Consider the following 26,888-nt stretch of genomic DNA (forward strand, 5'->3'; position numbering starts at 1 on the left):
TATCTTGCCTTATTTTGAACGATTGTTCAATCTAATCTCGGAGGACAGGGAGGAATTATGACGGAAACGCGCGGGCGCTATGCCCTCATCGGCGCCGGGCCGATGGGGCTGGCCATGGCCAAGGTATTGGTCGAACAAGGCATTCCCTTTCAGGGGTTTGAAATGCATTCGGACGTGGGCGGTTTGTGGGACATCGAGGGGCCGAACTCCACGATGTACGAAAGCGCCCATTTGATTTCATCCAAGCGGATGACGGAATTTGCGGATTTTCCGATGAAGGACGCGGTGGCCGAATACCCCTCGCATCGGGAGCTGAAAAACTATTTTCACGACTTTGCAGAGCATTTCGGCCTGCGGGAGCGGTATCACTTCAACGCCGAGGTCCTGAAGACCGAACCATTGGGCGGTCCGGGCGAGGGTTGGCGCGTCACCTGGCGCGATCCGGAGGGCGAGTACAGCGCCGAATTTGCCGGTGTGCTAATCGCCAATGGCATCCTGTCCGAGCCGAACATGCCGACATTCCCAGGCGACTTCACGGGCGAGCTGATCCATTCCAGCCAATACCGCAAGGCCGAGCAGTTCGGCGGCAAGCGCGTGCTGGTGGTGGGCGCGGGCAATTCGGGCTGCGACATCGCGGTGGATGCGATCCACCATGGCAACAGCTGCGATCTGTCGATGCGGCGCGGCTACTACTTCGTACCCAAATACGTCTTTGGCAAACCGGCGGACACCATGGGCGGGCTGATCCAGCTGCCGATGTGGCTGAAGCGGCGCATCGATGGTCTGATCCTGAAATGGTTTGTGGGTGATCCGCAGAAGTACGGGTTTCCGAAACCCGATTACCAGCTTTACGAAAGCCATCCTGTGGTGAATTCGCTGGTACTCTACCATGCGGGCCATGGCGATCTGAAGATCCGCCCCGATATTGACCGGATAGACGGCAAGGTGGTGCATTTCACCGATGGCAGCAGCAGCGACTATGACATGATCCTCGCTGCGACGGGCTACAAGCTGCACTATCCCTTTATCGATAAGGAGTTGCTGAACTGGCAGGGCGATGCGCCGCACCTGTATCTCAACGCGATGCACCCTGGTCGCGACGATCTGTTCGTCCTCGGCATGGTTGAGGCCAGCGGCCTTGGCTGGCAGGGACGGCACGAGCAGGCCGAGATGGTCGCGCGCTATATCAAGGGGCTTGAGACCGGCAATGCCGGGGCCAAAGCCCTGAAGGCGGAAAAGGCCGCGGGGTTTGAACGCGCAACCGGCGGCATGGCCTATCTGAAACTGGCGCGGATGGCCTACTACGTGGACAAGGCGACCTATCGCAAGGCGGTCACGGGCTGGATCAAGCGGCTCTCCGGGGCGGGCGCATGAGCGGGATTGACGAGATCACGCTGAATTTCAGCCCCGCCTCACTGACGCTTCTGAACGGGATCCTCGCGGTTGTGATGTTCTCCATCGCCATCGATCTGAAACCTTCTGATTTTCACCAGTTGCGACGGGCCCCCAAACCGCTGATCGTTGGGCTGCTGTCGCAGTTCATCGTGCTGCCGGTGCTGACCTTTGCGCTGGTCTGGCTGACCGCGCCGCGTCCCTCGATTGCGCTCGGGCTCATTCTGGTGGCGGCCTGCCCGGGCGGTAATATCTCCAACTTCATCACCCATCGCGCGGGCGGCAATTCCGCCCTGTCTGTGTCGATGACGGGGTTTGCCACCGTGGGGGCGATCCTGCTGACACCGGTCAATATCGGACTCTGGGGTGGGCTTTACCCTCCAACGCGGGCGATCCTGCAGCAGACAGAGATCGACCCGGTGCAGATCGCCATCACCGTCGGTCTGATGCTGATCCTGCCCCTTGTGTTGGGGGTGCAGCTCAATATGCGGGCGCCCGATCTGACGGCACGCATCCGGCGGCCCCTGCAATGGCTGTCGATGGGGATCTTCGTTGCTTTTATCGTGCTGGCGCTGGCGGCCAACTGGGGCTTCTTCCTGCAATTCGCAGGCGCCGTCGCCGGGCTGGTGATCCTGCACAATACTGTGGCGCTTGGCGGGGGCTGGATCACCGCGACGCTGGCGCGGCTGTCGCCTTATGACCGGCGCGCGGTGACGATAGAGACCGGCATCCAGAACTCGGGCCTGGGTCTGGTGCTGATCTTTGCCTTCTTCGGGGGCTTGGGCGGCATGGCCGTCGCGGCAGCCTTCTGGGGGATCTGGCATGCCATATCGGGGTTGGCACTGGCCGCTCTGATGTCCCGGACGGAGGCAGCGCGATGACCGAGGATGCAAAGACCAAAACCGTTCTGATCACCGGCGCTGCTGGCATGGTGGGCCGTGCCCTGCTGTGGGAGCTGCCCGCCTGCCGGGTGATCGCCTCGGATCTGGCGCCGCCTGCGGATCTGCCCAAGGGCGGAGAGTTCTGCCGCATGGATGTCACAACCGATGATCCCGCCCGGGTCATCGGCGAATATAAGCCCGACGTGATTGTGCATCTGGCCTCTATCGTGACCCCGCCCAAGGGCAGCAGCCGCGATTTCGCTTATGCCGTTGATGTCGCGGGCACGCGCAAGGTGCTGGAGGCCGCCGTGGCGCATGGGGTGGAACGTATCGTCGTGACCTCCTCTGGTGCGGCCTATGGCTATCACGCGGACAACCCGCAGCCGCTGCGCGAGAACGACAGCCTGCGCGGCAATCCGGAGTTCGCCTATTCCGACCACAAGCGTCAGGTCGAGGAAATGCTGGCCGAATACCGCCGTTCGGCGCCGCAGCTGCAGCAGGTGATCCTGCGCGTCGGCACGGTGCTGGGGGCGGGCACGGAAAACCAGATCACCGCCCTGTTCCGCCGTCCGCGTCTGCTGGCGGTGACGGGCAGCGAAAGCCCCTTTGTCTTTATCTGGACCCGCGATCTGGCCCGCATTCTGGCCCGCGCGGCAACCGATGGGCCAGAGGGAGTCTTCAACGTCGCCGGGGATGGGGCCATGGGCGTCACCGATCTGGCGCAGGCGCTGGGTAAACCGGTGCTGCGCCTGCCGGCCTGGGCGCTGAAGGCGGCGCTGGCGCTCGCGAAACCCCTTGGTCTCAGCCAATACGGGCCGGAACAGGTGCGGTTCCTGCAATACCGGCCGGTACTGGACAACAGCGCCCTGAAACGGGACTTCGGCTATACGCCCGAGCTGACCAGCGCCGAGGTGTTCGATCTGTGGAGGCAGCAGGCAGGCCTATGACGAAGAAGAAAACAGCAGTCATTTCCGGCGGCGCCGGTGGGCTTGGCCGGGCCTTGTCCACGGCGCTGCAGGCGCGGGGCTGGCGGGTGATCCTGCTGGATCTGGATATCTCGGGGCTGGACAGTAGCGAGACCCAGATCCCGATCCGCTGCGATCTGACCGATGCGACCCAGTTGCGCAGCAAGGCCGAGCAAATCGAGCAGCAGTATCCGGTGATTGATTTGGTCATCTACAACGCCGGTATCACCCAGATCGGGGGCTTTGATACCATCGACGAGGCCAGTCACCGGCGGGTGTTCGACATCAACTATTTTGCCGCCGTCGCCATGGCGGGCCATTTTCTGGCGGCGGTCCGGCGGGCATCGGGGACGCATATCGCGGTGTCTTCTGTGGCGGGGTTTGCGCCGCTTTATCATCGTACCTCTTATGCGGCGTCCAAACACGCGCTGGAGGGGTTCTTCAAATCCCTGCGCTCGGAAGAGCGGCCCTATGGTGTCGATGTGCTGATCGCGGCGCCGTCTTTCGTGGCCACCAATATCGGCAACGACCAGCGTCAGATCGACGGCATCGCGCGGCCCGGCTCAGCCACAGACGGGATGGATTACATGACGCCCGAGGCTGCTGCCGAGGAGATCCTGCGCGGGCTTGGCCGACGGCAGCCGATGATCCCGGTGGGACGGGTGGCGCGGCTGGCCTGGTGGGTGAACAGCCTGGCGCCGCGCCTTTACCAGCGGCTGATGGAGCGGCAGATCGGCGGCCAAGAGGGCTAGGCGCCGTCGCCCTCTGTGTCCGCGTCCGGCAGGATCGGCAGCGAGAAGCCTGTTTTCACCCGGTTCATCACGACGGAGGTGCGGAACCGGGTGATATTTTCTTCGTCAAAGAAATGCCGCCGGGTGAAGGCTTCGAAATCGGGCATGTCGCGGGCGGTCAGGATGACGATGAAATCGGCATTGCCGGTCACATAATAGCACTGCATGACCTCGGGCGCCTCGACCATGCGGCGACGGAAGCGATCGATATCCTCGGCGCGCTCGCTGTGCAGGGTGACCTCGACGATCAGCATCAGCCCACGGCCCAGTTTTTCAGGATTGAGCATCGCGATATCGGCATCGACATAGCCCTGCGCGCGCAGCCGGGTCAGCCGCTTGCGGCAGGCATCGGGGGAAAGCCCGGCGATATGCGACAGGGCCTCGGCTGTCAGCCGGTTGTTGTCCTGGATCGCGGCAAGGATGAGCTGGTCGAATCTGTCCATGTCACGCCTCCTTGGGGCTGCAAGTTTGTCCGTTTTTCCGTGACTTGCACAGCTGGAGTGCTGCCATTGTCCGGTATTCTGCATCAAATGTGAAAAGTCATCAGAAAATCGGCCTGCAGGGCGGCGAAATTTCCGAGAAACCGATGGCGGTGCAGATTAGGTTGGGCAAAAATCGAACAACAAAAAGAAGAGGAGGTCGATCCATGGATGGGGCGTTGAGCAAGACACTCGATAACATGTGGCGGGGCGGCGCGTTGCCGGTCGCGGGAACTGAGCCTCAGCTTTATCCCAGCGTTGCCGCCGATGCGGTGGCCAAGCTGCTGACACTATGTCCGCGTCATGCGATCACACCGCTGATCGAGGCGGATGAACTGGCGAAAAAGGCCGGGATGGCCAGGATCTGGATCAAGGACGAGCGCGCCCGCATGGGGCTGGGCAGTTTCAAGGCGCTGGGCGCGGCCTACTGCATTGCCAGCGCAGCGGCCGATGCATTGAAGGACAAGATCGGCGCCTCTCAGGTCTGGGAAACGGCCCTGCACGGAAAAACCTATGCCACGGCAAGCGCCGGCAATCACGGGCTGTCCGTTGCGGCTGGGGCGCGGCTTTTCGGGGCCGAGGCGGTCATCTACCTGTCGCGGGCGGTGCCCGAGGCCTTCGCCCAGCGGCTGCGCGACAAGGGCGCCCGGGTGGTACGCGCGGGCGGTGATTACGAGGCCAGCATGGCCGCTGCTGCGGCGGATGCCGACGAGAACGGCTGGACGCTGCTCTCCGACAGTTCATGGCCCGGCTACAGCGCCCCGGCCATCGCGGTGATGGAAGGCTATTTGCAACTGGCCGCCGAGTCTGTCGCCCAGATCGACGGGGTGCCGACGCATATCTTCCTGCAGGCAGGTGTCGGCGGGCTGGCGGCTGCGGTGGCCGCCTATGCGCGGCAGGTCTGGGGGAATGCGCCACAGATCATCGTGGTCGAACCGGACGCGGCGCCCGCGCTGATCGAGAGTATTCGCAGCGGCGAATTGCAGGACACGCAGGGGCCGGTGTCCTCCATGGGGCGGCTCGATTGCAAGACCCCGTCGATGGTGGCGCTGAACGGGCTGGCGCGCGATGCCGATGTCTTTGCCACCATATCCGAGGAAGAAGCTGCCGCAGGGGTCCGGACCCTTGCCGAATATGGCTATGCAACGACGCCATCGGGCGGCGCCGGTCTGGCAGCGCTTCTGGCGGGGCGTGTGAAGGATCTGGGACCCGATGCGCGGGTGCTGGCGATCCTTAGCGAAGGGCCGGAAGATGGCTGATCCCGCCCGCGGCTTTGACCGGGGTGAGTTCCTGCGGCGGCGTGATGCCCTGCAGGCGGGCATTGCGGCAGCGGGCATGGAGGCGCTTCTGCTGACTACGGCGGCGGATATCTTCTATGTCACTGGGTTCCTGACGCGGTTCTGGGAAAGCCCGGCGCGCCCCTGGTTCGTGGTGGTCCCGGCCAAAGGTGACCCGGTTGCGGTGATCCCCGCGATTGGCGCGGATCTGATGCGGCAAAGCTGGATTTCCGACATTCGCTGCTGGGATGCGCCGGATCCGAAGGATGATGGCGTCAGCCTGCTGGCGGCGACCCTTGGCGATCTGGTGCCGGAAACAGGGGCAATCGGCACACCGATGGGACTGGAGACGCAATTGCGCATGGCGCTTGGCGATTACATGGCGCTGACCGCACGCCTGGCGCCGCGCCGCATGGTGGATGCCACGGATGTGGTGCAGCGGGTGCGCGAGATAAAGTCAGATCCCGAGGTGGCCAAGATCCGCGCCGCCTGCGCGGTGGCGGATCGTACATTTGCCCGGGTGCCGGAGTTCGCAGGCTCCGGCAGGCCGCTTGATGCTGTGTTTCGCGATTTCCAGCGGGTTCTCCTGGAAGAGGGCGCCGATTGGGTCAGCTACACGGCGGGCGGCGCCGGGCCGGGCGGCTACGGCGATGTGATCTCTCCGGCGACTCCGCAGCCGTTGGCGGTAGGCGATGTGCTGATGCTGGACACCGGCGCGGTGCGCGATGGCTATTTCTGCGACTTCGACCGCAATTACGCTATCGGTCCGGTCGCGCCTGAGACCGCGCAGGCGCATGCGTCGCTTTATGCGGCCACGGATCTGGCGCTGGAGAAGCTGCGCCCCGGCATGACCGCCGCGGATGCGCACCGGATTCTCTGCGAGGGGCTGCGTGGCCATGGCGCCACGCCCGGCGGCGGGCGGCTTGGCCATGGACTGGGGGTGACGCTGACCGAATGGCCCTCGTTTACGCCCAAGGATCAGACGGTGCTGCGCGCCGGGATGGTGCTGACTCTGGAACCGGGCGCCGAGATCGCCCCGGGCCGCATTCTGGTGCACGAGGAAAACATCGTCCTGCGCGACAGCGGTCCGGAGCTTTTGTCCACCCGTGCCCCGGCAGAGCTGCCGGTTCTGGAGTAGATCATGCAGACTTTCCCCTATGAGCTGACTGGCCCGATCGGCAGCCGCGCAACCTTTGGCCATATCGTACTGCAGGTGGATGAGACGCTGGAGCAGGACATGCGCCGCCTGCTGCCGGGAGGCGAGGTCGCCCATCATGTCAGCCGTATTCCCAGCGGCGATGAGCTGACCCCGGACACCATTGCGACCATGAAAGAGACGCTGCCAGCGGCTGCCGCGCTGTTGCCCCCGGCGGCGGAATTCGACGTGATCGGCTATGGCTGTACCTCCGGGACGACCTTGATCGGCGCGGACCGGGTCGCGGATCTGGTACGGCAGGGCGCTGCCTCGACCCATGTCACCGATCCTCTGACTGCAGCTCTGGCAGCGCTTGCGGCGTTGGACGTCCGGTCGCTAGCCTTGGTGTCGCCTTATGTGGAAAGCGTCAGCGCCCCGGTCCGACAGGCTTTTGCGGCGCGGGGATATGATGTCAGCGGCACCGTGTCGTTCGGGGAAGAAGTGGAGGCGCGGGTGGCGCGGATCGATCCGGCCTCGATCCACGCGGCGGCCCTTTCCGTGGCCGGGGACGCCGATGCGGTGTTCCTGTCCTGCACCAACCTGCGCACGCTGGATATCATCGACGATCTTGAGGCGCGGCTGGGCAGGCCGGTGCTGAGCAGCAATCAGGTGCTTGCCTGGCATATGGCGCAGCTGGCGGGGGAGCCCGAGCTGTGCCGCGGCCCCGGTCGCCTGCTTCGGCACTGAGCAGGGATCAGGGTCGACTGTGGATCGCAGCGGGATCGTGTCGGATAACATCAAAAAATCGTACTCCCTGATGCGATTCGTCTGAGGATGGCATCGATCGCTTGGGCTGTGTTCCTTCCCGGACGATTTGGCCGGGAACGGGTTGTACAAGGCCCGGAGGTTGTGTTTGGGACGGTAAATATGCCCCGAGTGATCCGCGGAATGGGCCTGATGCAGATGGTATTTGACCGCGAAATGAGCGGTCCGGGCGGTCTGGTCATGGCGTCGCCCGGGTGGATGGGCACGAAAGCATGGTTTTGCAATATTTGAATTATATCAATTGATTGAGTGTTGGTTGCGTCTCTTCTGGCGCGCCTGAATGTCGCGAAACCCTTGGGCGATGCGGCCCCTGCGCCGTCCCGGTCTCAAATTATGTTTTAGGGTTTAATATTTTAATCTTGAAACAAAACAGAGAAGCCGCCTAGAGTTTTGAGGTCAGCCACCAGACGGAGGGCCTGCCGGATGCGGCAGCCTTGCCCCGGGCGGCGGATGAAACGTCAGGATGTGAAATCCACCACTGCACGGCAAACGGCAGAAGGTGTCCCCGTCAGAGGGAAAAGGCGATCAAGGACTGGCGCCACCCGCGCGAAGCGGAAATAGTGGGGGCACAGGAATAACCGCGGCCAACGCGGATCCGGTCGATAACTGCAATAGGGAGACTATAGGAAATGAAAGCAATCAAAACACTGGCGCTGGCGACAGCGGTGTCCGCTCTGGCCGTCGCGGCGCAGGCCGAGACCAAGATCGGCATGATCACCACCCTGTCCGGCGGCGGCGCCAGCCTTGGCGTGGATACCCGCGACGGGTTCATGCTGGCGATGGAAAACGCCGGGCGCGATGACGTCGAAGTGGTGATCGAGGACGATCAGCGCAAACCTGCAACCGCGGTGCAGATCGCCGATCAGATGATCCAGTCCGAAAAGGTGGATATCCTGACCGGTATCGTCTGGTCGAACCTGGCCATGGCCGTGGTGCCCTCGGCGACCGGGCAGGGGCTTTTCTACCTGTCGACCAATGCCGCGCCGGCACAGCTGGCGGGCAAGGGCTGCAACCCGAACTATTTCTCGGTCTCCTACCAGAACGACAACCTGCACGAAGCGGCCGGTGCCTATGCCACCAGCGCCGATTTCAAGAAGACCTTCATCATGGCGCCGAACTATCCGGCCGGGAAAGATTCCCTCAACGGGTTCAAGCGCTTCTACAAGGGTGAACTGGCGGGTGAGATCTACACCAAGCTGGGCCAGACCGATTATGCCGCCGAACTGGCGCAGGTCCGTGCCAGCGGCGCCGACTCGGTGTTCTTCTTCCTGCCCGGCGGAATGGGGATCTCCTTCCTCAAGCAATACGCCGCCAGCGGTATCGATCTGCCCGTGATGGGCCCGGCCTTCTCCTTTGACCAGGGTATCCTGCAGGCCGTGGGCGATGCGGCGCTGGGGGTAAAGAACACCTCGCAATGGAACAAGGATCTGGACAACGCGGCCAACGCCGAATTCGTTTCGGGCTTCCAGGAAAAATACGGCCGCCTGCCGTCGCTTTATGCGGCGCAGGGCTATGACACCGCCAACCTGATCCTGAGCGCGCTGGACAAGGCAGAAGTGTCGGACAAGGACGCCTTCCGCGCTGCCCTGAAAGAAGCTGATTTCGCATCGGTGCGCGGCAAGTTCAGCTTTGGCCCGAACCAGCACCCGATTCAGGACATCTACGTGCGTGAGGTCATCAAGGAAGGTGATATCTTCACCAATAAGATCATCGGCACCAGCCTTACGGATCACTCCGACGCCTATGCGGCAGAGTGCAAGATGTAATCTGATCCTCCCTGCGGGGGCGCCAATGCGGCGCCCCCGTCAGAACGGAAATCTCCCATGTCCATTGTTCTCATTCTTGAGCAGATCCTGAACGGATTGCAGTTCGGGGTCATGCTGTTTCTCATGGCTGCGGGCCTGACGCTGGTCTTTGGCGTCATGGGCCTGATCAACCTCGCCCATGGTGCGCTTTACATGGTCGGGGCCTTTGCGGCGGCGGCGGTGGCCGGGCTGACCGGTTCCTTCCTGCTGGCGCTGATTGCCAGTTTGGCTGCGGCTGCTGCGGCCGGGGCCGTGGTCGAGATCGCGGTGATCCGGCGGCTTTATGATCGCGATCACCTTGATCAGGTCCTGGCGACCTTTGCGCTGATCCTGATTTTCTCCGAAGGCACCCGCTGGATCTTTGGCTCCTTCCCGCTGTTTCTGGATGTGCCTGCCGCATTGGCCGGGCCGCTCAGCCTGCCGGGTGGTATCGAATACCCGGCCTACCGCCTTGCTATCATAGGTATCGGGCTGGTGGTGGCGGCGCTGCTGTTCTGGCTGATCGCCCGCACCCGTATCGGGATCCAGATCCGCGCCGGTGAAGCCGACCGCGAGATGATCGCAGCGCTGGGGGTGGATATTTCCCGGCTGTATACGCTGGTCTTTGCCCTTGGCGCCGCGCTGGCGGGCCTTGCGGGCGCGCTGGTCGGAGCCATCCAATCGGTTCAGGTCGGCATGGGAGAGCCGGTTCTGATCCTGGCCTTTGTGGTGATCGTCATCGGTGGCATCGGCTCGATCAAGGGCGCGCTTGTCGGCGCGCTGCTGGTGGGGCTAACGGATACGCTGGGCAAGGTCTTCCTGCCGCAATTTTTCGGTCTGTTCCTGGAACCGGCCAGTGCTGCCTCGGTCGGGGCCTCGCTGGCATCGATGCTGATCTACATCCTGATGGCGGCGGTTCTGCTGGTGCGCCCCTCGGGGCTTTATGGGGGGAGCGCATGAGCATGACCCGCGAAAACCTGTTCAACTGGGCGCTGGCGCTGGCACTGCTGGCGGTGCCGCTCTGGGCCAATGCCATGGACGAGCCCTTTATCATTACCCTCGCCACCAAGGTCGCGATCCTGGCGCTGGCCGGTGTCGGCCTCAATATCGCGCTGGGCATCGGCGGGCTGGTGAGCCTTGGCCATGCGGCGTTCTTTGGGATCGGCGGCTATGCCATGGGCATTCTGGCCGCCCATGCCCTGAACTATGAGCCGCTGATGCAGGTGCCGTTTCTGATCGAAGGCACCAATCAGATGCCGATAATCTGGCTGGTCGCGACCCTGGCCAGCGCGCTGGTGGCGCTGGTGATCGGGGCGCTGTCGCTGCGCACCTCGGGCGTTTATTTCATCATGATCACGCTGGCCTTTGGTCAGATGCTATACTATTTCGCGATCTCCTGGTCCGCCTATGGTGGTGAGGACGGGTTGTCGATCTGGGTGCGCAACGAATTTCCCGGCCTCAACACGCTGGACCCGATCCAGTTCTTCATGATCGCCTATGTCATCCTCTGCCTGGTGCTGGTCTTCTCTGCCCGGCTGGGGCGTTCGCCCTTTGGCCTGGCGCTGGCGGCTGCCCGCCAGACCGAGGAACGGGTGATGACCGTGGGGCTGACGCCCTTTCATCTGCGGCTGGTGGCCTTTGTCATCTCGGGCGCGATCACCGGTCTTGCCGGCGCGCTTTATGCTGATCTCAACCGTTTTGTTAGCCCAACCATGCTGAGCTGGCACACCAGCGGTGAAATCATGGTCTTTGTCATCATCGGCGGGGTGGGGCGGTTGTTCGGCCCTGTTGTGGGCGCTGCCGTTTATATCCTGCTGGAGCATCTCCTGGGCGGGATCAGTGAATACTGGCAGATCTTCCTCGGGCTATTGCTGCTCCTTATGGTGCTGTTTGCCCGCGGCGGCCTGATCGGTGCCCTGACAGGACGGGAGGTGGCCCATGACTGATCCGCGCACAAACCCGGTGCTGAAGGTCGAAGGCATCAGCAAAAGCTTTGGCGCGCTCAAGGCCAGCGACAATGTCAGCATCGACCTGCGCCCCGGTGAAATCCACGCCCTGATCGGCCCCAATGGCGCGGGCAAATCCACCCTGATCAAGCAGATCTCGGGCAGTTTGCGCCCCGACACCGGCCGGATCGAGGTTCTGGGCCGCGATGTCACCGATCTTGATACCGTGGCGCGGGCGCGGCTGGGGCTGGGGCGGACGTTCCAGATCTCCTCGCTCGCGATGGAGTTCACCGTGCTGCAGAACGTGGTGCTGGGCGCCCTTGGCGCGCAGGGCCGGGTGTTTTCCTTCTTCCGCAATGTGATGAAGGACAAGACCTTGTTGGAACCTGCCCGCCGCGCATTGGAACGCGTCGGTCTGCAGGATGAGGCGCAGCGGCGCACTGCCGATCTGTCGCATGGCCAGCGCCGTCAGCTGGAGGTCGCGGTGGCACTGACGCTCAATCCCAAACTGTTCCTGATGGACGAACCCATGGCCGGTCTTGGCGCCAGCGGCTCCAAGACCCTCACCGGGTTTCTGGATGAGTTGCGTCACGAGGCGCCGATCCTGCTCGTGGAGCACGATATGGATGCGGTCTTTGCCCTTGCTGACCGGATCAGCGTGCTGGTCTATGGCGCGGTGATCGCCACCGGCACCGCTGATGAAATCCGCGCAAATCCGGAGGTGCGCCGCGCTTACCTCGGAGAGGAGGACGCCGCATGAGCCTGTTGTCCCTGAACAAAGTCGAGGCCTCCTACGGCCCCTCGCAGGCGCTGTTCGGCGTCTCGCTGGATCTGGCCGAAGGCGAGGTCGTCGCCCTGATGGGCCGCAACGGCATGGGCAAGACCACCACCATCAAATCGATCTGCGGCATGGTGCATCCCTCTGCGGGCGAGGTTCGCTTTGACGGGCACGACCTGCGGCAGCTGCCCTCGCACAAGATCGCGCGGCTGGGGATTGGTCTGGTGCCCGAGGGGCGCCGCTGTTTCGGCCCGCTGACGGTGGAGGAAAACCTGACCGCCGCCGCCCGCCCGGGCCCCTGGGATTTTGAGCGCGTCGCCGGGCTGTTTCCACGGCTCAAGGAGCGGCGCGACCAGACCGCAAGTTCCCTGTCGGGCGGCGAGCAGCAGATGCTGGCCATTGGCCGCGCCCTGATGACCAACCCGCGCCTTTTGATCCTGGATGAGGCGACCGAGGGGCTGGCCCCGGTGGTGCGGCAGGAGATCTGGGCGGCGATTGCCCAGCTGAAGCGTGAGGCGGGTCTGTCGATCCTGGTGGTGGACAAGACGCTGAAGGAACTCGCCCAGATCGCCGATCACGCGGTGATCCTGAACCGGGGCCAAAGTGTGTGGACCGGGAGAATGGAGGAGCTGACCCCGGACCTGACGGACCAGTATCTGGGGGTTTAGGAAACTACTGAGGGCAGAGCACGTCCGCGGGCGTAAGAGAAGCGCCCGCCCCTTTACCGTAGGCAAACCTTCGGTTTGACGGGGCGGACGGGCGCTGGTCGGCCTTGCCGGGCGGCGCATGCTCTATTGACTTGTGGCTGTTAGAAAACCGTGTTGTTGGTACTGAGCTTTGTAGTGCTTGGGATGCGCGAGCCAGCGTTATGTATCTCGATTACCCCGCCTCATGCCGCCGCCGCACAGTCTCGGGCCGTCCCGGCAGCATAAGGCGCGCGTCCCCACGGGCGCTGCGGGCAATCACTTTGCCCTTGGCGACCACCGCCAGCCGGGCGGGGCGCAGGCGGACGGCTTCGGTGGGGGTGCTGGCATCCAGAACCACGAGGGAGGCGTCGTTGCCCACCCTCAGGCCATAGTCCTGCAGCCCGATGATCTGGGCGTTGACCTCGGTCACCATGGTGAAACAGCGGGCCATTTCGTCCGGGTGGCTCATCTGCGCCACGTGCAGACCCATGAAGGCGACGTCCAGCATGTCTCCGGTGCCCAATGAATACCAGGGATCCAGCACGCAGTCCTGACCCCAGCCGACGGGGATGCCCATCGCCTGCATTTCCTTCACACGGGTGAGACCCCGGCGTTTGGGGAAGGTATCGTGCCGCCCCTGCAGCATGATGTTGATCAAGGGGTTCGGGATCGCGGAAATCCCGGCCTCGGCGATCAGGGGCAGCAGTTTGCTGACGTAGTAGTTGTCCATCGAATGCATCGAGGTCAGGTGACTGCCCGCAACGCGCCCCTCTAGGCCGAGCCGCTGGGTCTCATAGGCCAGCGCCTCGATATGGCGGGACATGGGATCGTCGGTCTCATCGCAGTGGATGTCGACCATCAGACCCCGCTCGGCGGCGATCTCGCAGAGGTCGCGCATCGACTCGGCGCCGTCCGCCATGGTGCGCTCAAAGTGAGGGATGCCGCCCACCACATCGACGCCCATATCCAGCGCGCGGATGACGTTCTCGCGCCCCGTCTTGGTGCGGTAAAGACCATCCTGCGGGAAGGCGACCAGTTGCAGGTCGATGTAATCTTTGACCTTCTCCTTCACCTCCAGCATGGCGGTAACGGTGTTGAGGTGATCTGGCGTTGTATCCACATGGGATCGGATCGCCAGCGTCCCCATCGAGGCCGCCCAGTCGCAATAGGTGAGGGCGCGCTCGACCATCTCATCCACGGTGGCAATGTCGCGCAGTTCCCCCCAAAGGGAGATCCCTTCCAGCAGCGTGCCCGAGGCGTTGAGCCGGGGTTTGCCATAAGACAGCGTTGCATCCATGTGGAAATGCGGATCGACGAAAGGCGGCGCTACCAGATCGCCGCTTGCGTCGATGACCTCACCCGCTTCCGCCTCCAGACGGGCTTCGATGGCGGTGATCTTGCCGCCCGTAATGCCGATATCGGCGGTTGTTCCATCGGGCAGGGTGCCGCCCTTGACGATCAGGTCGAACATCATCTTTCCCCCTTGTTGAAGGGCACCATCAGCGCCGCCGGGATCTCGGCGCGGCGGGACATCACCACCAGCGCCAGAATGGACAGGATGTAGGGCATCATCAGGAAGACCTGATAGGGCACCACCGCGCCGATGCCGGTTTGTTGCAGTCGGATCTGCAAGGCATCAAAGGCGGCAAACAGCACCGCGCCCAGCACCGCCTTGCCCGGTTTCCAGGCGCCAAAGACGACCAGCGCGATACAAATCCAGCCGCGCCCGTTCACCATGTCGAAGAAGAAGCTGTCAAAAGCCGACAGCGTCAGGAAGGCGCCGCCAATGGCCATGAAGCCCGAGCCGACCACCACCGCGCCCATGCGGATCGCGGTGACCGACAGGCCCTGCGCCGCCACGGCTTGCGGGTTTTCCCCGGCCGCCCGCACCGCAAGGCCCAAGGGCGTCCGGTAAAGCACCAGCGCCGTTAGCCCCGCCAGCACAAAGGCGGCATAGGTTAGCGGCGTTTGCGAGAACAGCGCAGGGCCTACGAGGGGCAGATCTGACAGAAGCGGGATCTCATAGGGCTGAAAGGCGGTGATTTTCGGCGGCGAAGACACCTCGGGCAGGATCACCCGGTAGGTATAGAAGGTCAGCGAGGTCGCCAACAGCGTTAGCCCGACCCCGACCACGTGCTGCGACAGGCCAAAGGGCACGGAAAACACCGAATGCACCAGCCCCAGCATCATGCCGGTCAGCATGGCCACCGCGACCCCGCCCCAAAGCGGCAGGCCGCCCCAAACCGCGATCCAGCCCGCAAATGCGCCCGCGACCATGATGCCCTCGATGCCGAGGTTCAGAACGCCCGCGCGTTCGCAGATCAGCTCTCCGATGGTGGCAAAGATCAGCGGCGATGCGATGCGGATGGCTGCAGCCCAGAAACTGGCCGACAGCAGGATGTCGATGAGATCCATGTCAGTCCCTCCGCAGGCGGAATTTGGTGAGAAGGATCGCCAGCACCATGAACAACAGGGCCGAGGCGAGCATGATATCGGCAAGGTAACTGGGCACGCCTGCGGCGCGGCTCATGCTGTCGGCGCCGACAAAGATGGCGGCCACGAACAGCGCCGCGACAACCACGCCCAGCGGGTGCAGCAGCGCCAGCATGGCGACCACGATGCCGGTGTAGCCAAAGCCGGGCGACAGATCGAGCGTCAGCGATCCCTTGAGGCCGGAGACCTCGGAAAAGCCCGCAAGACCCGCAAGGCCACCGGACAGCAGTGCGGTTTTGAGGATCACCTTGGTGACCGGGATACCGGCGAAACCGGCGGCCTCGGCGTTCTGGCCGACGGCGCGCATTTCATAGCCCAGGGTGGTGCGGGTGTTGATCACCCAGACGCCAAGGGCCGCGATCAGCGCCAGCGCAAAGCCCCAGTGCAGGCGCAGCCCCTCGACGATGCGGGGCAGGCGAGCCTCTGGCAGCAGTCGCGCGGATTTGGGCCAGCCCATGCCCATGGGATCCTTCAACGGTCCTTCGAGCAGGTAGCTGACAAACAACAGGAAAATGAAGTTGAGGAGCAGCGTCGTCACCACCTCATCGACGCCCAGCCGGGTTTTCAAGAGGGCAGGACCCAAGAGGATCAGCGCCCCGGCCAGCATCGCAGAGATGGCGCAGAGCGCCAGCATCAGCGGCGCAGGCAGCGACAGGGCACCGGTGCCCAGAACCACGGTGATCACCGCCCCGGCATAGAGCTGCGCCTCGGCGCCAATGTTCCATAGCTTGGCGCGGAAGGCGACGGCGATGGCCAGCCCGGTAAAGATCAGCGGCGTAGCGCTGTTCAGCGTCTCCAGAATGGCGAATTTCGATCCAAACGCGCCTTTTAGGATCAGGCCAAAGACGGCAAAGGGGTTGCCGCCCGCGATCATCGCCAGCAGGGCCGCCACCACAAAGGTCGCGGCGATGGCCAGCGCTGGCGGTAGCACGCGCCGCCCAAGGGAGGGCGCTGCAATCGGTTCAAGCCGCATCGGTCATGTCCTTGTCAAAGCCTTCGCCCGCCATCCAGCGGCCCAGATCCTCAGGGCGCATGGTGCCACGGGCAAATTCCGGGCTGAGCCGCCCTTCGGAGATCACGTGGATCACATCCGACAGGCGCATGATTTCATCGAGGTCCTCAGAGATCAGCAGAACGGCGGCGCCCCGATCGCGGGCCTTGGCCAGTTGTTCATGCACGTAGTTCACCGCGCCGATGTCCAGCCCGCGCACGGGTTGGTTGGCGAGGATGATATCCGGTGCGCCTTCGAGCACCCGGCCGAGGATCAGTTTCTGCATATTGCCGCCCGACAATAGGCGGATGCGGATATCCGGCCCCGGGCAGCGGATGTCATAGCCCTTGATCAGGCTCTCGGCAAAGGCGCGGGCCTTTTTCCAGTTCATCCAGCCGCGCTGGCTGAACCGTGTGGCGTAGGTTTCGAGGATCGCGTTCTCGGTCAGGTCGAAATCGGCGATGGTGCCGGTCTTGTGCCGGTCCTCGGGAATGCGGGCGACACCGTTTGCGATGGCGGCGCGGGGCGACCAGCCCTGCGGTGCCTGCCCGTGCAGGGTGATTGTGCCGCTGGATGGGGCGATGAGGCCGGAAATCAGATCCGACAGCGCCGCCTGCCCATTGCCGGACACCCCGGCAAGCCCGGTGATCTGGCCTGCGCGCAGGTCCAGCGCCACCCGTGCCAGCCCCGGCGCCGATCCGGCGCCTGGCGTGGTGACATCGCGCAACGACAGCAGCGGTGTGCCGGGGGTAGCGGGGGCAATGCTTGGCGCGCTGACCTCAGCGCCGACCATCAGCGCGGCGAGTTCCTCGCCATTGGTGTCTGCGGTGGCGCGCTCGGCCACTAGGCGGCCATGGCGCAGCACCAGCACGCGGTCGGAAATCGCCATGACTTCGTGCAATTTATGGGAAATGAAGATCACAGACAGCCCCGAGGCAATCGCCTCGCGCAGGGTGGCGAACAGCGCGTCGGCCTCTTGCGGGGTCAGAACCGCGGTGGGTTCGTCCAGGATTAGGATCTTTGCATCGCGGTAAAGCGCCTTCAGGATCTCGACCCGCTGGCGTTCGCCGACGGTCAGACGGCCGACCTTGGCGTCGGGATCGACCTTCAGGTGGAAGCGTTCCGACAGGTCGCGGATGCGCGCCTTGGCTGCGGCGGGCCTCAGGCTGGCAGCGCTAAGGGCATCAACGCCCAGCACGATGTTTTCCCAGACCGTCAGGTTCCCCGCCAGGGTGAAATGCTGGTGCACCATGCCGACACCACCGTCCAGCGCCGCGCGCGGATTGCCCGCAGGCAAGGGCTGGCCGAACAGCTCTACTGATCCTTCATCGGCGGTGTACTGGCCGAACAGGATGTTCATCAGCGTGGTCTTGCCCGCGCCGTTTTCCCCCAAAAGCGCGATCACCTCACCCCGGTGCAGGGCAAAGCTGACGTCTTCGTTGGCGGTGACGGGACCGAACCGTTTCGTAATGTTCTGAAGGCGCAGGACAACCTGCGCCTTGTCTGTTTCTGTCATAGCCGAAAGGCCCGTATCAGGAGGATTTGGGTTCTTCGTCGTTGATCGCAACGGTGAAGGAACCGTCCTTGATCGCGGCGGTGCGGGAGGCAACCAGATCCAGCGCCTCTTGCGGGATCTTGCCTTCGAAGGTGCCATAGGGCGCCAGCGAACAGCCGCCTTCCTTCATGAAGGAATACATGCCGTAGTCAGCGGCGGTAAAGCTGCCGTCCTTGACCGCTGCGATGGCCGCATCCAGCGTCGGTTCGAAATGCCAGATCGCCGAGGCCACCACGGTTTCGGGGTAATCCGACTGGGTGTCGATGACGTTGCCGATGGCCAGAAGGCCCTTTTCCTTGGCCGCATCCGACACGCCAAAGCGTTCGGCGTAAAGGATGTCGGCGCCGTTCTCGACCATGGCAAAGGCGGTTTCCTTGGCCTTCGGCGGATCGAACCAGGAACCGATGAAGGAGACCTGGAACTTCATCTCGGGGTTCATCTCCCGCGCACCGGCCATGAAGGCGTGCATCAGGCGGTTTACTTCCGGGATCGGGAAGCCGCCGACCATGCCAATATTGCCGGATTTCGACATTGCACCTGCGATAATGCCAGAAAGATAGGATGCATCCTGAATGTAGTTGTCAAAAACGGACAAGTTCGGGATTGCCGGGTCTTCTTTGAAGGAGGAGCCCATCAGGAAGGCCACATCGGGGTATTCGGCGGCAACTTCGCGCGCTTCGGCTTCGACACCGAAGATTTCACCGATGATCAGCTGGTAGCCCTGTTCGGCATATTCGCGCATCACGCGGGAATAGTCCGAGTTCGAGGTGTTCTCGGAATAGGTATAGCTGATGTCGCCGCGGTCCTGCGCGGTCAGGGCGGCCACATGGATACGGCTGACCCATTGCTGTTCGACCGGCACGGTATAGATGCCGGCAACTTTCAACGGCTCAGAGGCCATCAGGCGGCCCGGCGCGGCAAAGGCGCCTGCAGTCAGAGCAGCGGCAGCGCTGGTGGCCAGGAACTGGCGGCGCGATACGGCGCCCTTGAATTCATTTGTCATGGAACAATCCCCCTGTTGAATAAGCCCCTGAAACACGGGACAATTGTCCAATCGGTAGAAACACCGCGCCGATCAGGCAAGCGGTCATATGTTGGACATGTATCCTTCTGAGCCTTCGCCTAATTTGTGGGCAAAGGCAAGAATTTTCGCCACTCAAAACGTCAGATGGAGGATGCGGATGGGGGCGCCCCGCCCGTGGTTCGGGCGGGGTCTGGGGGCCTGGATCTACTGGTCAGGCACTCTCTTCTTCAAAGACGCCCGCGTATGCGATGCGCAGGTCGCGCTTCAGGATCTTGCCGCTGGCGTTCTTGGGCAGCGCCTCGACCAGGGCGATATGCTTGGGGCTTTTGAAATGGGCCAGGTTTTCACGGCAATAGTCCATCAGCGCCTCTATGCTGGTGTCTTCGCCCGGTTTGGCCACCACCACGGCGGTTACCGCCTCGATCCATTTGGGGTGCGGAATACCAAAGACCGCGACCTCGGCCACGGCGGGGTGGTGAAAGATGCATTCCTCCACCTCGCGGCTGGCGACGTTTTCGCCCCCCGTTTTGATCATGTCCTTCTTGCGGTCGACCACATAAAGGTAGCCTTCCTCGTCAAAACGGCCCAGATCGCCGGAATGGAACCAGCCGCCCTGAAAGGCTTCGGCGGTTTTGGCGGGATCCTTGTAGTAACCAAGGATCAGATGCGGGCTGCGGTGCACGATTTCGCCGACTTCGCCAACGGGCAGGTCGTTGCCATCGTCATCGACCACGCGGGTTTCGACGTTCAGCGCGGGCCGACCGGCCGAGCCGAGCTTGCTTAGCTGTTCATGCGGCAGCAGGATGGTGGCGACAGGGGCCATTTCCGTCTGGCCGTAGAAATTGAACAGGCGCAGGTTCGGCAGGCGGCTGGTCAGCTCCTCGATGATTGCCGTGGGCATGATCGAGGCACCGTAATAGCCCTTGCGCAGGGAGCTGAGGTCGGTCTTGTCGAAATCCGGGTGGCGCAGCAGCGCGATCCAGACGGTTGGGGGACAGAACAGTTTGGTGACGCCCTCGGCGGCGATGGCTTCCAGCATCTTGCCCGGATCGGCGGCCTCCATCAGGATGCTGGTGGCACCCAGATACATGTCGGGTGTCAGGAAGCAGTCCAACTGGGCGCAGTGGAACAGCGGCAGGCAGTGCAGCTCGATGTCGTCGGCAGCCATCTCTCCATCGCTGATGCAGCTGCCGTATTGCGCATAAAGCGCGTCCGAGGAAAGCAGCGCGCCCTTGGGCCGGGATTCCGTGCCGCTGGTATACATCATCTGGATCGGATCATCGCCCGCGATCTCCACATACGGCGCGCTGTCGTCGGCATGCCCTAGCACGGTTTCGGCGGCTTCCCAGCCTGCGGGAACCGCGTCGGCGGCATGGGCAATCGACAGGCGGAACAGCATCGGCTGTTTCAGCTGGGCGAGCGCCGCATCGGCAGTGGCACAGAGCGCGTCCTCGGCGATGATGGCCCGGGCGCCGGAGTGATCCAGGATATAGGCCACGTCTTCGGCGTTCAGCATGAAGTTGACGGGCGTCGTCACCGCCCCCAGCCGTGCCAGAGCCAGTCGGAACACCACGAAGGCGCGGTTGTTGTGGGACAGGAGCGCCACCCTGTCGCCCTTGGTGATGCCGCGCGCGGCCAGACCGTTGGCAGCGCGGTTCACCGCTGCATCGAGTTCGGCAAAGCTGTCGCGCTGCCCGCGGAACACCAGCGCGGTCTTTTGCGGCGTGCGGGCGGCGCTGCGGCGCAAGAGATCGCCCAGCTGCTGGCTGCGGGCACGGGCGATGGTGGCGGTAAGCTCCGCTTCGGTCTGTGTCGTCATTCTGTCCTCCCTGGTTCTGGCGAGATCCTGCCCGATGTCGCCGGGGCGTCAAGCCTTTGGACGGGCAGAACCCTCCGTCACGTTGCGTGCCTTTTGCGGGGCAGGTGCGGGCGTTGTGGCTGCAACGGTAGGGGGGGTATCTGCCGGGGCTTTGTATTCGGGGTTGAGCCATGTCAAAGTTCAGGGCGCGCCGTGCCCCTATCGATGGGGGCCAAGAGGTGAACATGCCCGACGTCGTCTTCAGAACCAAGGACCTGACCAAGGTCTATGATACCGGCCAGCAAAAGGTGCATGCGCTGGCGGGGGTCGATCTTGAACTATACTCTGGTGAGCTGGTGGTGCTGCTGGGGCCGTCGGGCAGTGGCAAATCCACGCTGCTGAACATTCTTGGCGGGCTGGATCACGCCACCGACGGCCGCGTCTGGTTCCGCGATCAGGAACTGACGGGCATGGGCGACCGGGGGCTGACCCGGTTCCGGCGCGATCACGTCGGTTTTGTCTTTCAATTCTACAATCTGGTGCCCAGTCTGACCGCCTGGGAAAACGTGCAGCTGGTGACGGACGTGGCGCGCGACCCGATGCCGCCCGAAGAGGCGCTGAAAGAGGTCGGTTTGGGCAGCCGCATGGATCACTTCCCGGCGGAAATGTCCGGCGGCGAGCAGCAGCGCGTCGCAATTGCCCGCGCCATCGCCAAACGCCCGGAGATCCTGTTGTGCGATGAACCCACTGGGGCGCTCGACAGCAAGACCGGGGTGCAGGTGCTGGAGGCGCTGCGCCGCATCAACGAGAGCACCGGTACCACGACCGTGGTGATCACCCACAATGCCGCGATCCGGCAGATGGCGCATCGGGTGATCTGGTTCCAGGATGGCAAGATCCGTCTGGTGGAGGAAAACGCCACCCGGCTCGCCCCTGCCGAGATCGAGTGGTAGGGCGATGCAGGCGCTGGATCTCAAACTCTTGCGCAGTTTCCGCCGTCTTTGGGCGCAGGCGCTGGCCATTGCACTGGTGCTGGCCTGCGGGGTTTCGATCCTGTTGATGGCCTTTGGCATGGAGCGGGCTCTGGATGACACCCGCGCCGCCTATTACGAGCGAAACCGCTTTGCCGATGTCTTTGCCCGCGCAACGCGGGTGCCGGATCACGAGATGGGGCGGGTGCAGGCCATCGACGGTGTGCGCGCTGCCGAGGCGCGGGTCGAACACTACGCCATCCTCGATCTGCCGGAGAAGGTCGAGACAGTGACGGGGCTGGTACTGTCGCTGCCCGGAAATGGCGGGCCGTCGCTCAACGTGCCACTCCTGCGGAGCGGGCGCCTGCCGGATGCGGATGCCTCGGACGAGGTGGCGATCAATGATCCCTTTGCCCGCGCCAACGGGCTGCGTCCCGGCGACCGGTTCAGCGCCAACCTGAACGGCCAGCGGCGCGACCTGCGGGTGACTGGCACGGTGCTGTCGCCGGAATTCATCTATACTCTGGGGCCGGGTGCGCTGCTGCCGGACAACGAAACCTTTGGCATTATCTGGCTGCCGGAACGGGTGGCCGAAGCGGCGTTTGATATGAAGGGCGCCTTCAACAGCCTGTCGGTCAAGCTCAACCCCGCCGCCCGGCAGGATGAGGTGATCGACCGGATCGACGATATTCTGGCGCCCTATGGCGGGCTTGGCGCGCATGGCCGCGATCTGCAACTGTCGGATCAGTTCATCGATGCCGAACTGAGCGAGCTGCGCAATACCGCGCTGATCCTGCCGCCGATCTTCTTTGGGATCACCGCCTTTCTGGTGAATATGGTGGTGGGGCGGATCGTGCTGCTGGAGCGCAGTGAGATCGGCCTTCTGAAGGCGCTGGGCTATTCCAACTATGAGGTCTGCCTGCATTATCTGCTGCTGGCCGGGCTGATCGCCTGCCTTGGGGTGCTCATTGGCTGGGCTGCGGGCACCTGGCTGTCGCGGTCGCTGGCGCAGATCTACGCGCAGTTCTTCGAATTTCCCTATCTGATCTTCCACACGCGGCTTGATGCCTATGCGCTGTCCGGGGTGCTGGCGCTGCTGACTGCGGGTCTTGGCGCGGCGCAAAGCGCGCTGCATGTGGCCCGTATGGCGCCTGCGGTGGCGATGTCGCCGCCCGCGCCGCCCCGGTTCAAACGCAATCTTCTGGACCGGATGCTGACCCGGCTGCGTCCCTCGCAGGCGGTGATGATGATCCTGCGCAGTCTGGTGCGCTGGCCGGTGCGCTCGGGGCTCAGCATTCTAGGGCTGTCGCTGGCGGTGTCGGTGCTGGTGGCCTCGGGCTTTTTCCAGGACGCGCTGGACGAGATCATGGAGACCTCGTTTTATCAGGCGAACCGGCAGGATGCGGCGCTGATCTTTACGCCTGAAATCCCGGAAACGGCCCTGCCCGAAGTGGCAAACCTGCCCGGCGTGTTGCAGGCCGAGGGGCAGTTCTATCAGGCGGCGGTGCTGCGCCATGGTCATCTCAGCAAGGATATCTCGATCGAGGCCCGCCGCCCCGGCGCCGACCTGGCCCGCATTCTGGATGGCGACGGCCGGGTGGTGGAGCCGCCTGCAGGTGGCATCCTGCTGTCCGAACGGTTGGCCCGGCAGCTGGAGGCGCGCGCGGGCGATGTGATCGAGGTCGAGTTCAAGGGCGGGCGCAACGAAACGCACATGGTGCGGGTCTCGGGTACGGTGACACAGTATTTCGGCATCGGTGCCTATATGGACCTCGACACGTTGAGCGCGCTGCTGCGGCAGGCGCCGCGCATCACGGTGGCGCATCTGCGGCTGGATCAGAACGCGGTGCCAGAGCTGCACGCCCTGCTGAAGGAAACGCCCTCGCTCAGCGGGCTTAGCATGATGAGCGAGATCCGCCAATCGTTCCGCGAAACCATCCGCGAGAATGTCATCGTGATGACCACGGTCTACGGCGTGATCGCAGTGCTGATCACGGTCGGGGTGGCCTATAACGGTGCCCGCATCCAGATGTCCGAACGCGCCCGCGAATTGGCCAGCCTGCGCATCCTGGGCTTCACCCGGGCCGAGGTTTCTTTCATTCTGGTGGGGGAGACCATGCTGCTGGCGCTGTTGGCGCAGCCGGTCGGATGGCTTCTGGGCGCGGGGATTGCGGCGCTGCTGGCACATGGGTCGTCCAGTGACCTCTATTCGATTCCACTGGTCCTGAAACCGGCGGGCTTCGCCACGGCCAGCCTTGTGGTGCTGGGGGCGGCACTGGTGTCGGTGCTGTTGGTGCGGCGGCGCCTGGACCGACTGGATCTGGTCCAGGTCATGAAAACGCGGGAGTAGAAAGACGATGCTGAGAACGCGAACCGTTGTCATGGCCGCAGGGGCGGCGCTGGTTGCCGGAACCTTGGCCTTTGTTGCCATGCGGACCGATCCGGTGGCGGTGGATCTGCACCAGATCGGCACCGAGCCTTTGCAGGTGACGGTCAATGCCGATGGCAAGACCCGCATCCGCGAAATCTACGATGTCGCGGCGCCGATCACCGGCACCGCGCAGCGCGCGCCGGTGCGGGTAGGGGATAGCGTGGTGGCCGGGGAAACCGTGGTGGCCGTGCTGACGCCCGCCGCCGCAAATCTGCTCGATGCGCGCAGCCAGGCCGAAGCCGAGGCCGCCGTGCGCGAGGCCGAAGCAGGACTGGCGGTGGCGCGCAGCAAGATGCGCCAGGCCTCGGAAACGTTGACTCTGTCGGAAAGCGAATTCCGCCGCGCCGATACGCTGGTGCAGCGCGGCGTGGTCTCCCGCACCCGGCTGGAGGAGCTCGAACAGAAGCTGCATATCGACCGGGCGGCGATGACGGCGGCAGTGTCGGCGCTGGAAATGGCCAAGGGCACGCTGGACCGCGCCCGCGCTGCGCTGATCGAACCCGGCGCCGCCGAGGCGGGGCAGACCTGCTGCCTAACCGTGACCGCGCCGATGTCGGGGCAGGTGCTGACCGTCGATGTGCTGAGCGAACAGACCGTGCTGGCCGGAACCCGGCTGATTTCCATCGGGGACCCCGAGGATCTGGAGATCGTTGCCGATCTTCTGTCCACCGATGCGGTGCGGCTGAAGGAAGGCGACCGGGCCATCGTGGAACGCTGGGGCCGCGATGCGCTGCTGGAAGCGCGGGTGCGGCGCATCGAACCGGCAGCCTATACCAAGGTCTCTGCCCTCGGGATCGAGGAACAGCGGGTCGATGTGATCCTTGACCTGACCTCTGCGCCCGAAGACTACGCGGGCATGGGCGATGGCTATGCCGTCTTCCTGCGGATCGTCGAATGGGAAGGCATGGATGTCCTGTCGGTGCCGCTGAGCGCGGTGTTCCGTCAGGGCGCAGGCTGGGCAGTCTTTGTCAATGAGGCGGGCATCGCCCGGCGCAAAGCTGTGAGGCTGGGCCGCCGCAACGACCGCAGCGCCGAGGTGTTGGAAGGGCTCTCCCCCGGTGATCAGGTCATCCTGCACCCTTCGGACCTGATCTCGGACGGCAGCGCAATCGCGCCGCGCCCGGATCAGAGTTGAACCATGCTGGGCTGACCGCAGTGGCGGCTCAGTCCAAATCCGCTGCGAAGGTTTCGATCAACTTGTGCTTCAGGATCTTGCCCGTCGGGGCAGCAGGCAGCTGCAGGGTCAGTACCACCCGCGAGGGGCGTTTGTAGCCCGACAGCCGCTCGGCCACATGCGCCTTCAGCGTGGCCTCATCGGTGGCAGCAAGATCGGCCACCTGCACAAAGGCCAGTACCTCTTCATTGCCATCCGCCGCGCGGCCCACCACTGCGCTTTGTACCACGGCGGGGTGATCGTTCAGGGCTGCCTCGACCTCTTGCGGGTAGACGTTGAAGCCTGAGCGGATGATGATTTCCTTGCTGCGCCCGACGATATGCAACCGGCCCTGTTCATCGAACCGGCCGATGTCACCTGTGCTGAGCCAGCCATCCGCGTCGATGGTGGCGCGGGTGGCCTCGGGGTTGCGGTAATAGCCGACCATGACATGTGGGCCACGGGCCTCGATCTCGCCGGTTTCGGCGCCGTCCTTGATGCGGGCCTCGGTACCGGGCAGGGCGGTGCCGACGCTGGTGTCGGGATCGCCGATCAGATTGGTGGTGGCCGACAAGCCGGCGGTGCATTCGGTCATGCCATAGCCGTTCTGCAGCGCCAGACCGTAAAAGGCCTCGGCGTTGCGCTTCCAGGCTGGATCCAGCGGCGCCGCCCCGGAGGAGACATAGCGCAGCTTGCTGTCTTCCAGTTTGCTGACGCCCTGTTCGCGGGCGTATTGCATCAGCAGGGCGTGCATCTGAGGCACGGCGGGCAGCACGGTGACGCCATCCTGCAGCGCCTCATAAAGAGCGGCGGGGGTGAAGCGGGCCTGCAACCGCACCGCGGCCCCGGCGCGAGCCGAGGCGACGATCATCGAAGCCAGACCAAAGACATGGGTGACCGGCAGGCCGCCATAGACCTGGTCGCCGGGCTTGATCCCGCGCAGATTGGCCGAGGCTTGTCCCGCAAACAGCAGGTTCGCATGGCTCAGCATCACGCCCTTGGGATCGCCGGTGGTGCCGGTGGTATAGAGCATGACCGCGATCTGCTCCGGCCCGTCCTGAACCGGTTCCGGCGCGCTGGGACCAGCCACGGCAATGGCCACCTGACCATAAAGTCCATACCGGCTTTGCGCCTCCAGCCGGAGCGCATGGGCGGCGGCGTCCTTTGACGAGGCGGTGGTCAGGACGATCACGCGCGGGGTGGCATGGGAGGTGACGCGGGTGATTTCATCCGCGCTCATCCGTGCATTGACCGGCACCGCCCAGGCGCCGATCCGGCTGCAGGCAAACAGGAAAGCCACAGTCGCCGCCGCGTTTTCCGACACGATCAAAACCCGGTCCCCTGGCGCCACGCCTTCGGTGCGCAGATCCGCCTCGGCGTCCTTGCTGGCCTGCTGCAGTTCAGCATAGCTCAGCGGGCGCCCGTCGAAATCAATGAGAGCCAGCGCCTCGGGAGAGGTCACGGCCCAATGCTCAACGGTTTCGTGGATGCGGGTATAGTCGGTCATGAGCTGGGTCCGGGATCAGTGGTGAG

23 protein-coding genes are annotated in these 26,888 nt (G+C 63.9%); 15 read left to right on the forward strand and 8 right to left on the reverse strand.

The annotated features are described in order from the left end of the window. Positions 1-57: 57 nt before the first annotated feature. Genes C6W91_RS07920 through C6W91_RS07935 form a run of 4 tightly spaced genes read left to right on the forward strand, consistent with a single transcriptional unit; the run spans position 58 to position 3,990 of the window. Positions 58-1,374 (forward strand): flavin-containing monooxygenase, encoded by a 1,317-nt coding sequence (locus tag C6W91_RS07920; RefSeq protein ID WP_370570688.1) that lies wholly within the window; start codon positions 58-60, stop codon positions 1,372-1,374. Then, positions 1,371-2,273, forward strand: a complete 903-nt coding sequence (locus C6W91_RS07925; RefSeq protein WP_065272613.1) for a bile acid:sodium symporter family protein — start codon at positions 1,371-1,373, stop codon at positions 2,271-2,273. The genes C6W91_RS07920 and C6W91_RS07925 overlap by 4 nt, the downstream gene beginning before the upstream one ends. Then, the gene (locus C6W91_RS07930) at positions 2,270-3,220 is read left to right on the forward strand and encodes an SDR family oxidoreductase (RefSeq protein ID WP_370570689.1); all 951 of its coding nucleotides are present in this window, start codon (positions 2,270-2,272) and stop codon (positions 3,218-3,220) included. The genes C6W91_RS07925 and C6W91_RS07930 overlap by 4 nt, the downstream gene beginning before the upstream one ends. Continuing rightward, entirely contained in the window at positions 3,217-3,990 is a 774-nt protein-coding gene (locus tag C6W91_RS07935) for an SDR family oxidoreductase (protein ID WP_274831359.1), read from the forward strand. Before C6W91_RS07930 ends, C6W91_RS07935 begins: the two co-directional genes overlap by 4 nt. Here C6W91_RS07935 and C6W91_RS07940 read toward each other — a convergent pair. After that, entirely contained in the window at positions 3,987-4,472 is a 486-nt protein-coding gene (locus tag C6W91_RS07940; RefSeq protein WP_274827682.1) for an Lrp/AsnC family transcriptional regulator, read from the reverse strand. The two genes, C6W91_RS07935 and C6W91_RS07940, sit on opposite strands and share 4 nt — an antisense overlap. 236 nt (positions 4,473-4,708) lie before the next feature. Between C6W91_RS07940 and C6W91_RS07945 the strand changes: the two genes are divergently transcribed. From C6W91_RS07945 to C6W91_RS07980, 8 genes are all read left to right on the forward strand, one after another. Beyond that, a complete protein-coding gene (locus tag C6W91_RS07945; RefSeq protein WP_370570713.1) occupies positions 4,709-5,767 on the forward strand; it encodes a pyridoxal-phosphate dependent enzyme in 1,059 nt (352 codons plus the stop codon). Beyond that, the gene (locus C6W91_RS07950; RefSeq protein ID WP_370570690.1) at positions 5,760-6,923 is read left to right on the forward strand and encodes a M24 family metallopeptidase; all 1,164 of its coding nucleotides are present in this window, start codon (positions 5,760-5,762) and stop codon (positions 6,921-6,923) included. The genes C6W91_RS07945 and C6W91_RS07950 overlap by 8 nt, the downstream gene beginning before the upstream one ends. A gap of 3 nt (positions 6,924-6,926) precedes the next feature. Beyond that, positions 6,927-7,667 carry an aspartate/glutamate racemase family protein gene (locus C6W91_RS07955; protein ID WP_274831356.1) on the forward strand — a complete coding sequence of 247 codons (741 nt, stop codon included), beginning with the start codon at positions 6,927-6,929 and terminating at the stop codon, positions 7,665-7,667. Positions 7,668-8,374: 707 nt separating this feature from the next. Beyond that, positions 8,375-9,511 (forward strand): ABC transporter substrate-binding protein, encoded by a 1,137-nt coding sequence (locus C6W91_RS07960; protein ID WP_370570691.1) that lies wholly within the window; start codon positions 8,375-8,377, stop codon positions 9,509-9,511. 57 nt (positions 9,512-9,568) lie between these two features. Beyond that, positions 9,569-10,489, forward strand: coding sequence for a branched-chain amino acid ABC transporter permease (locus tag C6W91_RS07965; RefSeq protein WP_065272621.1), 921 nt, complete (start codon positions 9,569-9,571; stop codon positions 10,487-10,489). 2 nt (positions 10,490-10,491) lie between these two features. After that, on the forward strand, positions 10,492-11,475 hold the full coding sequence (locus tag C6W91_RS07970) for a branched-chain amino acid ABC transporter permease (protein ID WP_370570714.1): 984 nt from the start codon (positions 10,492-10,494) through the stop codon (positions 11,473-11,475). Then, positions 11,468-12,235: an ABC transporter ATP-binding protein gene (locus C6W91_RS07975; protein WP_370570692.1), complete on the forward strand. Its 768-nt coding sequence runs from the start codon at positions 11,468-11,470 to the stop codon at positions 12,233-12,235. Before C6W91_RS07970 ends, C6W91_RS07975 begins: the two co-directional genes overlap by 8 nt. Continuing rightward, complete coding sequence (locus C6W91_RS07980) at positions 12,232-12,921, forward strand: ABC transporter ATP-binding protein (protein WP_370570693.1); 690 nt, start codon at positions 12,232-12,234, stop codon at positions 12,919-12,921. Before C6W91_RS07975 ends, C6W91_RS07980 begins: the two co-directional genes overlap by 4 nt. A 211-nt stretch (positions 12,922-13,132) precedes the next feature. On the opposite strand, the gene C6W91_RS07985 is transcribed toward C6W91_RS07980, so the two are convergent. From C6W91_RS07985 to C6W91_RS08010, 6 genes are all read right to left on the reverse strand, one after another. Continuing rightward, positions 13,133-14,410 (reverse strand): amidohydrolase family protein, encoded by a 1,278-nt coding sequence (locus C6W91_RS07985; protein WP_370570715.1) that lies wholly within the window; start codon positions 14,408-14,410, stop codon positions 13,133-13,135. Then, on the reverse strand, positions 14,410-15,354 hold the full coding sequence (locus C6W91_RS07990; protein WP_065272625.1) for an ABC transporter permease: 945 nt from the start codon (positions 15,352-15,354) through the stop codon (positions 14,410-14,412). The genes C6W91_RS07985 and C6W91_RS07990 overlap by 1 nt, the downstream gene beginning before the upstream one ends. Position 15,355: 1 nt before the next feature. Beyond that, entirely contained in the window at positions 15,356-16,405 is a 1,050-nt protein-coding gene (locus tag C6W91_RS07995; RefSeq protein ID WP_370570694.1) for an ABC transporter permease, read from the reverse strand. Next, positions 16,395-17,939 carry an ABC transporter ATP-binding protein gene (locus C6W91_RS08000; RefSeq protein WP_370570695.1) on the reverse strand — a complete coding sequence of 515 codons (1,545 nt, stop codon included), beginning with the start codon at positions 17,937-17,939 and terminating at the stop codon, positions 16,395-16,397. The genes C6W91_RS07995 and C6W91_RS08000 overlap by 11 nt, the downstream gene beginning before the upstream one ends. Positions 17,940-17,955: 16 nt before the next feature. Continuing rightward, positions 17,956-18,981, reverse strand: a complete 1,026-nt coding sequence (locus C6W91_RS08005) for a BMP family protein (protein ID WP_274839444.1) — start codon at positions 18,979-18,981, stop codon at positions 17,956-17,958. Positions 18,982-19,213: 232 nt separating this feature from the next. Then, positions 19,214-20,821 carry an acyl-CoA synthetase gene (locus C6W91_RS08010; RefSeq protein WP_370570696.1) on the reverse strand — a complete coding sequence of 536 codons (1,608 nt, stop codon included), beginning with the start codon at positions 20,819-20,821 and terminating at the stop codon, positions 19,214-19,216. A gap of 224 nt (positions 20,822-21,045) precedes the next feature. Between C6W91_RS08010 and C6W91_RS08015 the strand changes: the two genes are divergently transcribed. Genes C6W91_RS08015 through C6W91_RS08025 form a run of 3 tightly spaced genes read left to right on the forward strand, consistent with a single transcriptional unit; the run spans position 21,046 to position 25,337 of the window. After that, positions 21,046-21,753 carry an ABC transporter ATP-binding protein gene (locus C6W91_RS08015; RefSeq protein WP_370570697.1) on the forward strand — a complete coding sequence of 236 codons (708 nt, stop codon included), beginning with the start codon at positions 21,046-21,048 and terminating at the stop codon, positions 21,751-21,753. Between the two features lie 4 nt (positions 21,754-21,757). Continuing rightward, positions 21,758-24,121, forward strand: coding sequence for an ABC transporter permease (locus C6W91_RS08020; RefSeq protein WP_370570698.1), 2,364 nt, complete (start codon positions 21,758-21,760; stop codon positions 24,119-24,121). Between the two features lie 7 nt (positions 24,122-24,128). Continuing rightward, complete coding sequence (locus C6W91_RS08025) at positions 24,129-25,337, forward strand: efflux RND transporter periplasmic adaptor subunit (protein WP_370570699.1); 1,209 nt, start codon at positions 24,129-24,131, stop codon at positions 25,335-25,337. A 28-nt stretch (positions 25,338-25,365) separates the two neighbouring features. Here C6W91_RS08025 and C6W91_RS08030 read toward each other — a convergent pair whose 3' ends face one another. Further along, positions 25,366-26,862 carry a class I adenylate-forming enzyme family protein gene (locus C6W91_RS08030; RefSeq protein WP_370570700.1) on the reverse strand — a complete coding sequence of 499 codons (1,497 nt, stop codon included), beginning with the start codon at positions 26,860-26,862 and terminating at the stop codon, positions 25,366-25,368. Positions 26,863-26,888: the final 26 nt, after the last annotated feature.

Source organism: Phaeobacter sp. SYSU ZJ3003, assembly GCF_041300735.1.
Lineage (GTDB): Bacteria > Pseudomonadota > Alphaproteobacteria > Rhodobacterales > Rhodobacteraceae > Phycobacter > Phycobacter gallaeciensis_A.